The organism is Kribbella deserti, assembly GCF_042434725.1.
Lineage (GTDB): Bacteria > Actinomycetota > Actinomycetes > Propionibacteriales > Kribbellaceae > Kribbella > Kribbella deserti.
Genome location: NZ_JBHLTC010000001.1, coordinates 1 through 11183, shown reverse-complemented (window position 1 = coordinate 11183; position 11183 = coordinate 1). Strand labels below are relative to the sequence as shown.

At 65.0% G+C, this 11183-nt stretch carries 10 protein-coding genes; 2 read left to right on the top strand and 8 right to left on the bottom strand.

Annotated features, from left to right (window positions below; translation table 11 throughout):
• Positions 1-488: 488 nt before the first annotated feature.
• Both ACFFGN_RS00050 and ACFFGN_RS00045 read right to left on the bottom strand, forming a co-directional pair.
• The gene (locus tag ACFFGN_RS00050) at positions 489-1409 is read right to left on the bottom strand and encodes a hypothetical protein (protein WP_380043080.1); all 921 of its coding nucleotides are present in this window, start codon (positions 1407-1409) and stop codon (positions 489-491) included.
• Positions 1410-1841: 432 nt separating this feature from the next.
• Positions 1842-2507, bottom strand: a complete 666-nt coding sequence (locus tag ACFFGN_RS00045; protein ID WP_380043078.1) for a hypothetical protein — start codon at positions 2505-2507, stop codon at positions 1842-1844.
• 148 nt (positions 2508-2655) lie between these two features.
• On the opposite strand from ACFFGN_RS00045, the gene ACFFGN_RS00040 reads away from it, so the two are divergent.
• Complete coding sequence (locus tag ACFFGN_RS00040) at positions 2656-3513, top strand: hypothetical protein (RefSeq protein WP_380043076.1); 858 nt, start codon at positions 2656-2658, stop codon at positions 3511-3513.
• A 172-nt stretch (positions 3514-3685) separates the two neighbouring features.
• On the opposite strand, the gene ACFFGN_RS00035 is transcribed toward ACFFGN_RS00040, so the two are convergent.
• Genes ACFFGN_RS00035 through ACFFGN_RS00010 form a run of 6 tightly spaced genes read right to left on the bottom strand, consistent with a single transcriptional unit; the run spans position 3686 to position 7214 of the window.
• Complete coding sequence (locus ACFFGN_RS00035) at positions 3686-3892, bottom strand: helix-turn-helix transcriptional regulator (protein ID WP_380043074.1); 207 nt, start codon at positions 3890-3892, stop codon at positions 3686-3688.
• A complete protein-coding gene (locus ACFFGN_RS00030; protein WP_380043072.1) occupies positions 3885-4226 on the bottom strand; it encodes a hypothetical protein in 342 nt (113 codons plus the stop codon). The genes ACFFGN_RS00035 and ACFFGN_RS00030 overlap by 8 nt, the downstream gene beginning before the upstream one ends.
• Before the next feature lie 22 nt (positions 4227-4248).
• Positions 4249-5208 (bottom strand): ArdC-like ssDNA-binding domain-containing protein, encoded by a 960-nt coding sequence (locus tag ACFFGN_RS00025; RefSeq protein ID WP_380043069.1) that lies wholly within the window; start codon positions 5206-5208, stop codon positions 4249-4251.
• Entirely contained in the window at positions 5202-6584 is a 1383-nt protein-coding gene (locus ACFFGN_RS00020) for a hypothetical protein (protein WP_380043067.1), read from the bottom strand. The genes ACFFGN_RS00025 and ACFFGN_RS00020 overlap by 7 nt, the downstream gene beginning before the upstream one ends.
• A complete protein-coding gene (locus tag ACFFGN_RS00015) occupies positions 6565-6921 on the bottom strand; it encodes a hypothetical protein (protein WP_380043065.1) in 357 nt (118 codons plus the stop codon). Before ACFFGN_RS00015 ends, ACFFGN_RS00020 begins: the two co-directional genes overlap by 20 nt.
• A gap of 11 nt (positions 6922-6932) precedes the next feature.
• Positions 6933-7214: a hypothetical protein gene (locus ACFFGN_RS00010; protein WP_380043063.1), complete on the bottom strand. Its 282-nt coding sequence runs from the start codon at positions 7212-7214 to the stop codon at positions 6933-6935.
• A gap of 711 nt (positions 7215-7925) precedes the next feature.
• Here ACFFGN_RS00010 and mobF point away from each other — a divergent pair.
• Positions 7926-11126, top strand: coding sequence for a MobF family relaxase (gene mobF / locus ACFFGN_RS00005; protein WP_380043061.1), 3201 nt, complete (start codon positions 7926-7928; stop codon positions 11124-11126).
• Positions 11127-11183 lie beyond the last annotated feature (57 nt).

The following is an 11183-nucleotide window of genomic DNA, read 5'->3' as shown; positions in this document are numbered from 1 at the left end:
GTCGCCGTTTCTGAATCGGTGACACTCGGCTGCTGGGCCGCCTGCCGGTCTTGAAGCGGCCATGAGCTCGCGCAGGGCCGGAAACGACTCGCGCGCCTCGCGCTTTAGCTGCTCCAAGCCGTCGCGTTCTACTGCCTGAGTACTCGATGACACCAACTTGCCACTCCAAGCTTATGGTCGACGCCAGTCGATCGACGCCAGGAGCGAACCTTACGGCGATGTCGTCGCAACGCCGGTGGCCAACGCCGCTCTGGTCATGGTTCAAGCGGGCCGAGCCGTGCAGCAATACAAGGCACATTGCTCTGGGCCCCACCACTGTTGTTCTAGTTTGAGCTCTCCACGCGTAGTGCTGCGTCGTTACCGGCGCGCAGTCTCCATCCAACCGTCCTCGCCGCAGGTGCGATGTGTTCTGCGTGCGGCCCAGCTGGCACAGGCGGTTCGCCCCAATGGCCCAGTCGCAACGGTTGCCTAGCCATCTGCAGTCCTCTTCACAGACCAGGTCCGTGATCTGGAGGAAGTACATGAGGAAGCAGATCAGGAGCCTCCACGAGGATGCCTCTGCGCTGCCGCGCTCTGCGTGATGTTGTCTCGGAGGCGTGAAGGTGGCGCTCGGTGGCATCGATCAGACGCCTAGCGGTAAAGAGGACTCGACCGCCCAGCATTTGAATAGCCCGTTCGGGGTGCTTCTTGCCGAATCGTGCAGCGGCCGCGGCGAGCGAGAGCGACGGTGACACGTCGACCGCTCGCCCAAAGTGGGCCAGCAGCAGGTACGCAACGGAGTTGGCTTCCAGCTGAGCCAATCCGCGGCACGTCCTATCTCGCGTACGTTTGTGCATCCGAACGTGGGCCAACTCGTGCGCGACCATCGCAGCAGCAAGCGTTGTACCTGCGTCTTCTCGACTGGCGATTCGACCCCGGTCATCGCTTGACGACGTCGGCTCCACCGCATGACAGGCTGGATTCACGGTGAAGCTGTGTCCAGCTTCGTCGGCGATACTCACAAGTGCGTTGTAGATCGCCAGCGTTGTGGTTCCCGCCCCGGCAGCTGCCGAAGGGGGCAGTAGATCTGGGCCGTACGTCTGGCTGACGTCCCATACCGTGGAGACGCCGTGTCCCTGCACGGAACTGCCCACCAGATCAAGGCGACTGGGCTCGGCCGCCTTGATGATCCTGATTCCGGACTCGTCATGAGGGACGCGACGCCCGACGCGCAGCCACGTGCCTCGATCGGCGACCAAGGTGGCTCTCGACATCTGCAGCTTGATCAGAACAACGTTCCGGAACGACGGATCGCGGAGCACACAGGCAGCGTCGAGCCATTTGATCCATTGGCTGCCAGACCAGGTATGTCGAATCTCCTGGTCGCTGGCCCGGCGCAGGTCATCCACGGTGATTCGAACCCGGTTCATGTGAGCTCCCAGTGTCAGCGTTGGGACAGCTCAACGTTTGGGAGCAGGTCAGAACTGACCAGTACTGATAGTGGCCCCGAGGCACGCCCGCGCCTTCTGGTCTGACCAGGCCGCGGCGGCCGCAGCGGCCCCTGAAGCACCGTCTGGCCGCGGCGTTCCCTCACGATCCATCTGCTTCTTCGACCCGATGATCTTTCGCTCGGCTAGACGGTCGACGCAGGCGCACACGAAGAAGTCCTCGTCGAAGACAGGTCGGAGCCGTCTGGCGCGGTTCTTCTAGGCGGTGTGGCATCAGGTCGTCTACGCCTTACTCACCACGTCGCAAGGTTCCCCGTTGCCTGGCGCATCCGAACCGCGCGCTGCCCCATCGTCAGAACTTGATCGGTGCGCTCGTCTACCAGCACACCTGATCGAACGCCCAGCTCGACCGTTTCAGGCAGGGTCGAGAAGAGGTCGGTTGAGTAACAACGGAACGGTTGAAGTCACGGTGCTCTTGACGGGAGCCGCCGTTCGCGTGCGCGGCAGCGCGTCGTTCCAGTCTCCGTCACGGTCGAACGACGCCGCTCGACAACCTCGCCCACCCCAGTACGACAGCGGCATCCCAAAGACATCGCAGTGCATCCAGACGCCCCGCTCCTCGTCCAAGCGGGCAATCCTGTGCGCGTAATAGCGGCAGTCTGCCCAGACCATCACTGGGTCGATCGACGTACCAAGCTTGCCGATCTCTTCCAGCCGAACCGTGTACCAGTCGATCTCATCGGCAACTGCTTGTAGTCGTTGCTGGCGTTCCGGACGGTCTCCGGACCAAGCTAACCCTTGCGATAACTTCTTTCGCTTGATCGCGTCGGTTCGGCACTCAATCAGATCAGCGATCAAAGCATCCAGTTCGTCCCCAGCGAGCGTCCCAGGCGGCTGATGGTGGAGTTCGCGACGCCGCGTCCGCAGGGCCTCCAGACGCGCCGACGGCTCGACCATGCGCTTGTCGCAGTCAGCCTTGCTGATGTGGCGGTCTATGTGCTGCACGACCAAGCGGTCAATCTCAGCTTGGCCGCGGGCAATCCCGTCCCGAATAACCGCAAACTCGTCCCGCAGCACCATTCCCCCAGATCCATCGCGCGTACTTCACGGAGAATACTCACATGACGGCCAGCTTCCCTCGTTCGCAGTCTGGCTGGCTACGGCCAGACGATGACAGTTTCGCCGGCGCTGCTGTTCGGAGGCGTTGAGGCGCAATAAAGTTGAGCAGGTGACCAGCCAGCGCGAGCTCACCAGACCGATCGCCGCCCGAGCGATGCGGGTCCCCGGCACATCCCGCCCACGCGAGGAAATACTGAAGGAAGTCGCCGAGTACAACGCTGGGTTCGAGGGGCCGTTCAAGCTTCTTCTCGGGCACGATCCAAATAAGCTCTACCTATGGCGAATCCAATTGGATTGCGGCTGCGTAGAGGAATGCCTCACTTACGGCGAACCGCCCACTGAGCGTGCGACACGAGACTTCCTCAACGGAGGCCTCATCCAAGCTGGGCAGCGACTCTGCTCCAGCACCCACGGCGCGCCTCCGTGCTACTCAACCATCGAAACGTGGGACGACCGCCGCGAGGAAACCTTCCCGCCCGACCCGATCGAACCCAAGTACGACATGTCCCACGAGGAATGGCAGCTGTTCCGGAAAGACCACGAATACAGTTTCGCTTTCTGGACAGTGACGCTGACATGCCGCCACCAGACCGAAATCTGCACCGACCTCGGCTGGCGGCCTGAAGACAAACTGCGGCGCCTGTCGCCGGACCGACTGCGGAAGATGCGTGACGGTTTCGAGTCCTACTGGGAGTCGGAACCTACCGAAGACGTCGCCGAACAGGCACATCGCGAACACCGGCGCCGCATGCTAAACGACGGCTGGCCACGGCCCGAACCAGAACAAGAGTGCTCAACCTGCCGTAGGGTGCGCTGGATCGTCGGCTACCAAGCCATCGGCTGGCTCGTCCCACGTCCGAAACCGCCCAAGCCGAAGCCATCGAAACGCGTGCAACTGACCCGGAAACTCGCCAAACTCGAGGCCGAGGTAGCACAACTACGCCGCGAGCTCGACACACTGGAGTGACGCTGTAGCGTCCACCCGACAACCGAGTCAAAGACCTTCGCTTCTTCGAAGAACATCCGGCCACGGACATCGAGCAAGAGCAGTCGGGGCCTCGTTCCACGCGGGGTGCGAAACGCTCGTGGAGGATCAGTTTCACGCGAGGCGTCCCAGCGCGACTCCCTAATCCAGTTGCTCAACTACGGTCGGCCAGGCCGTCGAACCAGGCGACGACGTCGGTGGCTTTGTACCGGAGGTGGCGTCCAATCCGTTCGCCGGGCGGCCCGTAGTTCTTAGTACGCCACTGGTAGAGCGTTCGGACGGGGACGCCTAGGTAAATCGAAACCTCCTCCACGCCCCACAGCGGTTCTCGAGCGCGATCACTGTTCTTCGTCTCACTCATGATTGGACCCTGTTGGGCCTGTCACGCCGATCTTCTCGGGCGACTGACTAGACGCAATTTTGGCGATCCGGCGCAGTTCTCGAACATTCCAGCCGAGTATTTCCGCTGCTGCTTCCGACGAGCCACAGGTCTGTGCCAACTCGCTAGCGGCAACAGCGACTGCCTGCTCCGCAGCGGCCACTCGCTCGTCATGTTTCCGGGCCGACATTTCGCGAACCTTGATCGCGCGCTCAGCCGCAGTTTGGGCGCGGATGGCGCGGGCGGTTGCGGCCTCGATCCGGGTCTGGCGCTCTCGGGCTCTTTTGAGGGCGGCGAGGCGTTCGTTGCCTCCCATCACTGGTCTCCGTTCGGGTGGTTCATCTTGGGTCCAAGCCGATGTCGGCCTTGTCGAGCGTGGTGGAGGTGGTTAGAAGTTTGTCGCGAGTGGGCCGACTGGCGTGGTGGCCCAAGTGGGCGTCTGTTCGGTCGATCAGGGTCCGGGCGACGTTGACGACGTAGTTGCCGACCTTCTGGACCTCGGCTTCCGGTTCCGTCCGCGAAAGAGAGGCTGCCCAGCCGGCGACGTACGCGAATGACGCTTCGTCGGTGCGCAGGCCGTGATGGGACAAAAGCATGTATGCGACCGATTCGGCCTCGACTTCCCTTATCCCTCGACATTTCGCGATTTCGGAGGCGGCTTGCGGGTCGGGCAGGTGCATCGTCATGTGGGCGACTTCGTGCGCGAGGACCGCGACGGCGGTGGCCTCGTCGAGTTCGGCTGCGACGACGACTCGACGGTCGAGGTAGGTGGTGAAGCCCTTGGCTCCGGCCGCCGAGATCGCCTCGCGGTTCAGGGTGAAGCCTGCCCTGGTCACTTCGGCCGCGAGTGCGTCCCACAGGCCGGCCGGGGCGCGGCCGCGGATGAGACCCGGCTTCGGTAGAGCGGGCAGGGGGTCGCCGGATGTTTGGCTGATGTCGAACACGCTGGTGACGCGGTACCCGACCAGCCGTCTGCTGGCTGCCTCCTCGGTGGCCGGCTCATTCAGTTCGCCGCTTCGCGGCTTGCGGTAGATCGGGGCAAGGATCTGAATGCCTTTCTCATGTCTATTGACGTGCCGGCCCAGCCTCTTCCAGGTGTGGAAGCCGGCGACTCGGGTCGCGCCGGGGCATTGCATCGCGATTAAGACCACGTTGCGGAAGCTGTAGTCGTGGAACCGAGTCGCCGCGTCCAGCCACGCCTTCCATGCCTTCCCGGTCCGCAGCTGCCGGACCTCGTCAACCAGACGTTGATGCAGCTCGTCGACCTTCGCGCGGCGTTCAGCTTCACGGTTCACCATGAGCCTGCCTCCGGCGTCATCTGAGTCGAGGGCTCGGGTCGCGGCGACGCCTTTGTCACCGGGTCGCGGTTGAACCGTTGTCTGACTTCGGGCGGGACGCTGGGGATGGAGCCGCCGTACGGCCGGAGTTGCCCGGTAGTCGCGGCAACGCGCTTGGCCAGCACTGCGGAGTTACTCCAATGCTGCTCGACCGCGGTGAGCGATGCGGTCAGCTCGGTGAAGTCCTCGGCGCGGCTGGTTCTGACCCATGCGCCGGGTGTGGTGTCTCGATAGCGGAGGTTGCCATGTCGGTAGTCCGGATTGCTTCTCGCCACGACGGTGATGGGCGCAAAGAGCATTCCGCGCACGATCAGTTCGTCGACTGCCTCGCGCTGCAGTTCGGCGATGCGATGGCTGGCGTGCGACAGCTCGTCCAACGCCGACATCAGCGCGTAGGCGGATCGCTGGGACGTCACCAGTTCGGCGGTGTCTACGGTGCGGCCGTCTCGCATCGTCAGGTTACGTAGTTCTTTGAGGAGTACGACGTATCGGTCGACGCCGGGGTGGTCACTTCGGCCGTTGACGTCGGACAGGCGAGTACGCCACCCCATCGCGACGTCGCGGCCGGCCGCCTCGGCCTGGCGACTTTCATCGCGCAATTGGGCGAGGTCGGTCACCATCCATGCTTCGAGTCCGGCGGTTTGGCCTGACTGGATGAGGGCGTCGGCGAAGTGGGCCGCGTAGGCGCCGGCGCTGCGCAGCTGGGCGGTGATCGAGCGAAGGTCGCGAGTGAGGAGGACCTTGGCCGGGATCTCCTCGTGGGCGCGTTGCCAACTGGCCGAAAGTTGCGCGACGTACGAGGTCTGTTCCGTGCCCGGTGGTGGCGAGGCGGTTGCTAGCCCGGACAGTGGGTTGGCGTGCCACGGCGTGTCCGATGTTCGAGGTTGGGCCTCGATCTCGGCGATGACCTGTTGCACGTGCACGCCGAGTGCCTTGACCTGGCGGGCTCGGGTTGCTGGTGCCGCGAGGAGGCCGCGCTGGACGGCTGCGGCGGCGGACGTGGTGATGGCGGCGACGCGGTACCGGGCGGCGCTGAGGGCTTGTGGGTCGTCGAGGAGCCGCGATGTGGGCGCGGTCTGGGTGGCGAGCAGATCGGTGGCGGCGCCGAGGCTTCGCGCGACGGCTTGGAGGTAGTAGTCCGGGCTGGTGTTGGCATCGACAGTTAGTTCCGGTGAGGGGAGGTCGCTGTGCAGCCAGTTCAGGTGTCTGCAGGTCGCGGTTACCACCTCGGCCCAGCCGGTGGTGAGCTGGTCGATGTCGTGTCCTGGGTTCTGGTTGGCTGCCATGGCCCAGCGGTGTGCGACTCGCAGCAGGTCGTCATACGTGGCGCGTGGCATCTTGGATGATCCGGATGTCGTGGACGACGGTTCGCAGGGCATCTGACAGTGCGAGCGCCCAGGCCATCTGGTCTTGGTGGACCTCGAGGTTCTCGACTGCGACGGCGGCCTCTTCGTAGAGCTGTGCGGAGTCTCCTTCGAGCGGGCCGTCGACCGGTTCGAACGGCTCGGTGCCGAGCAACTCGCTGACCCGGTGGCGGCTGAACGTGGCCATCGCCCACTGCGAATGCGGCGATGCCTCGGTAAGCTGGTCGAGCAGGGCTTCGGCTCGGTTGACGAGCGACTTGATCCGGTCGATCTCGTCGCCGACCTCATCGGTGCTGGTGCTGGTGATCATTGCGGCTCCTTTCAGTCGAGAGAAGGTGCACGGTTGGGGGCAGGCTCGTCGGCGCCGGCCGAAATCTGTGGATGGAAGACACTCGGCCGCGTCCGCCGACCGACGCGGCTGACCGGTGCGGTGGGCCCGTCGGTCCACTCCGGCGGATCGGGCGCGCGCATCATTCGCTCGCCGGCCGCGTCGATCGCTCGATCCACCAGCTCGATCGCGCGCCGGATCGTCCAGCGCGCCGGCCGCCGGGGCGGCGCCTCCGCGTCATCCGGGTGGTCGGGCCGGCTGACGTCGACCTGCACCGTTCTGCCGCTATCTGCGACACCGTCTTGTTCCGTCATGCGCACTCAACGGATGCGCCACGGCCCAGTTGCGCGCCGCCACCACCGCTAGGCCCGACCGCCGCTCCCCCGCCGAGGCCTGTCCGCCCGGCCAACGGCCGGTCCGAAAGCCGACACACTTCTTGCACTCAAGGCGTTTCAGCGGCCGAAACGGCATCTGGACGACCATTCACCGGTCACGCGTTGACCCGTCATGACGTTGCCGCCCAGACCGATTTCCACCCCTGACGCTCGACTGACCGGGCGATGCGAGTTCTGCGGCCAGCCCTTCACCGCCGTACGGACGACGAAGCGGTTCTGCGGCGCTGCCTGTCGCCTACGTGCCTGGCGAGCCCGCGCTGACTCGACCACCCAAGTGCCACGATCAGGTCGACGGCGACCCGTCAAAGTCGCAGAAGCAGCCCCGCTCACCCAGGCCGCAGAGCCACGGCACCTCGCTGCAGATTGCCCGGCCGGCGATCGCTGCGCAGCCATCCAAGCGGCTCATCTCCGGACTCCGACGGACCCCTCTAGCCGGGGATCGGCGCGGCTGGATCGCAGTACGGCGGTGCTGCTGCATCAGCTCCGCAAGGCCGAGAAGGAGCTAGAGCAACTGCGTGCCGAGAACACGGTCATGAAGCGATGGATTCGGCGAATCCGTGCCAGCACCAACGAGCGGCCGGCGCCCTGAGCATGCTGACTATCCACCGCCTCACCGCTGGCAACGGCTACAAATACCTGCTCAAACACGTCGCCACCGGCGACGTCGACCGGCGGATGACCAGCCCACTTACCGCCTACTACGCGGCCAGCGGATACCCAGCAGGACGCTGGCTCGGCAACGGACTACCAGGCCTAGGTGACGGCGCTCTCCAAGCCGGGACAGAGGTCACTGAGGCACAACTCGCCGCGCTGTTCGGCCGCGGCGAAGATCCCCTGAACGGACGCCTGCTCGGCAAGGCATACCCCGCATACAAGAGCCCCTCCCAACGGATCAACGAGCAGATCGCCGCCTTGCCCTCCATCTTGTCGGACTCGGATCGGGCGACCGCAATCGAGCACATCCGGCAAACCGAAGCGCGCCGCCGCACCCAGCACCCTGTGGCCGGATTTGACCTGACCTTCTCCCCAGTCAAGTCTGTTTCCGCGCTGTGGGCGATCGCCGACACCGGCACCCAGGAACAGATCGTCCGCGCCCACCACGACACCATCAACGACGTACTCGACCTCATCCAACGCCACGCCGCGTTCAGCCGAACCGGCGAAAAGGGCGTCGCGCAGATCGACACCCGCGGCGTCATCGCCGCCGCCTTCGACCACTGGGACACCCGCAGCGGCGACCCCCAACTCCACACCCACCTCGTCATCGCCAACCGCGTCCAAGGCACCGACGGCCGCTGGCGAACCCTCGACGGCCGAGTCCTCTACCAGTCCTGCGTCGCGATGTCGGAGATCCACAACGTCCTACTCGCCGACCGCCTCACCGAACGCCTCGGCGTCGACTGGGAACACCGCAACCGCGGCGTACGACGCAACCCCGCCTTCGAAATCACCGGCGTACCCGACGAGCTGCTGCGCGAATTCTCAGCGCGCACCACCCAAATCGAGGACAACCTCGCCGAACTTCTCGCCCAACGTGAACCCGGCACACCGGACCCCACCCGACGCGGGATGTACGTACTGCGGCAACAGGCAACCTTGATGAATCGCCCGGCCAAGCACCTCGTCAAACCCCTGAGCGAGATGGTCGCCGGATGGCGACAACGCGCCCGCGACAACGTCGGCCTCGACCCCGCAACGGTCGTCGCAGCCGCCGTACAAGAGTCCTCCAGACGACCGCTACACGCCGGCGATCTCGCCGACGACACCATCACCGCCTACGCATCCACCGTCGTACTGGCGCTCCAGGCCCGGCGCTCCACCTGGACCCGCTGGAACATCCTCGCCGAAACAGCCAGGCAAAGCCGCACCCTGCGAATGGCCACCGCCAACGACCGACTCGCGCTCCTGGACACGATCGCCGACCAGGTCGAGGCCCAATCGATTAGCCTGTCCGCTCCCAGCTTCGTCCAGCGAACAGAACGCCTCGCGCGCCTCGACGGCGAAAGCGTGTTCACCATGCACCACGGGCGCATCTTCACCTCCGCCATGGTCCTTGGCGCCGAAGCCCTGCTCCTGGACCTCACCAACGACCACACCGGCCCAGCCGTACCCGCCCGCGCCGTCAGATCCGCAGTGCACAAGGCCGAACTCGGTGATAGTCAACGACAGGCCCTTGAACGCATAGCCGCCAGCGGGCAGAAAGTAGAAGCGCTCGTCGGACCCGCCGGCACCGGCAAAACATCCGTCCTCGCAATTCTTCGCGACGCCTGGGAAAGCCAATACGGCCCGGGCACAGTCGTCGCCGTAGCACCATCGTCCGCCGCAGCCGAAGTACTGTCCGACGCACTCGACGTACCAAGCGACAACATCGCCAAGTGGATCCACGAATCCATCGGACTCGGCGCCGCCCAACGCGCCGACTGGATCGCCCGCGCAGAACAAGCACTCCGCACCACCAGCCACCACCCCCGAACCAAGAAGCGCCAACTCCAACTCCTCGCCCAACTAGCCGAAGCCCGCAGCGACCAAGACCGATGGCGCCTCCGCCCCAGCCAACTGCTCATCGTCGACGAAGCATCCATGGCAGGAACCGCCGACCTAGCCGCACTCGCACGCCAAGCTGCAGACGCCGGCGCCAAACTACTCCTCGTCGGAGACGATGCCCAACTCGGCGCCGTCGACGCAGGCGGCGCGTTCCGGCTCATCGTGAAAGACACCCACGCGGCACGACTCACCGAGGTGTGGCGCTTCGACAACGAGTGGGAGCGCCAAGCCAGTCTTGGTCTACGCCAAGGCAACGCTCGCGCGCTTGACGCCTACGAAGACCACGGCCGGATCGTTGCCGGCTCTTCGGACGACATGGAACGCGCCGCCTACCGGGCATGGCTCAAAGACACCGAAGTCGGACTCGCCTCGCTGCTCGTTGCCGCAGACAACCAAACCGTCACACGCCTCAACGCACGTGCGCGCCTCGACCGAGTCGCCGCGGGTCAGGTCGAATCCGAAGGAGTACTGCTGCACGACGGCAACGAGGCTGGCGTCGGAGACGTCGTGGTGACCCGCCTCAACAGCCGCCACATCCGTTCTGAGACAGGAGACTCGGTACGCAACGGCGACACCTGGGACGTCGTACGACGCTGGGACGACGGCTCCCTCACCGTGCACAACGTCGACTCCGGAACACTCACCTTGTCGGCCGCCTACGTGGCCGAATCGGTCGAACTCGCCTACGCGACAACGGCACACCGCGCCCAGGGCTCGACGGTCGATACCGCGCACCTGCTAGTCACCGAACGACTGTCCCGCGAACTCATGTACGTCGGCATGACCCGAGCTCGGACACACAACCAGGCCTACGTCGTCACCACCGACACCACCCAAGAACTCCACGAACCCCGCACCGAACAAACCCAACGCGACATCCTCGAAGGCGTCCTCGAACGAGTCGACCTCGAACCCTCCGCCCACGAAGTCATGCGCCAAGAACTCGACAACGCCGTACGCCTCGACCGCCTCATCCCCATCCACGACCACCTCTGCCAAGTAGCCATGGCCGAACGCGTCCAAGCCGCCCTCGCCACGACCAGCCTCCCCGCCATCGACCACGCCCAAATCCTCGCCTCCCCTGCCTACGGCCCACTAGTCGCCGCCTTGCGCCGAGCCGAACACCACGGCTTAGACCTCGCCATCACGCTGCAAAAGGCGACTAGGCAAGGCTCCCTCAACCGCGCCAAAGACCTCGCTGCAGTCCTCCACGCACACGTCGAACGACTGGTCCAACGCGCACAGTGAGCCGCCCCGGCGAGTCCGGAGGCTTCGTTAGGTGTTAACCGGCCTCGGCGAGACGGG

Coding starts and splice junctions, on each gene's coding strand:
- ACFFGN_RS00045 (WP_380043078.1), bottom strand. CDS start 2,507: ATGGTGCTGCGGGACGAGTTTGCGGTTATTCGGGACGGGATTGCCCGC.
- ACFFGN_RS00050 (WP_380043080.1), bottom strand. CDS start 1,409: ATGAACCGGGTTCGAATCACCGTGGATGACCTGCGCCGGGCCAGCGAC.
- ACFFGN_RS00030 (WP_380043072.1), bottom strand. CDS start 4,226: ATGGGAGGCAACGAACGCCTCGCCGCCCTCAAAAGAGCCCGAGAGCGC.
- ACFFGN_RS00035 (WP_380043074.1), bottom strand. CDS start 3,892: ATGAGTGAGACGAAGAACAGTGATCGCGCTCGAGAACCGCTGTGGGGC.
- mobF (WP_380043061.1), top strand. CDS start 7,926: ATGCTGACTATCCACCGCCTCACCGCTGGCAACGGCTACAAATACCTG.
- ACFFGN_RS00025 (WP_380043069.1), bottom strand. CDS start 5,208: ATGGTGAACCGTGAAGCTGAACGCCGCGCGAAGGTCGACGAGCTGCAT.
- ACFFGN_RS00020 (WP_380043067.1), bottom strand. CDS start 6,584: ATGCCACGCGCCACGTATGACGACCTGCTGCGAGTCGCACACCGCTGG.
- ACFFGN_RS00015 (WP_380043065.1), bottom strand. CDS start 6,921: ATGATCACCAGCACCAGCACCGATGAGGTCGGCGACGAGATCGACCGG.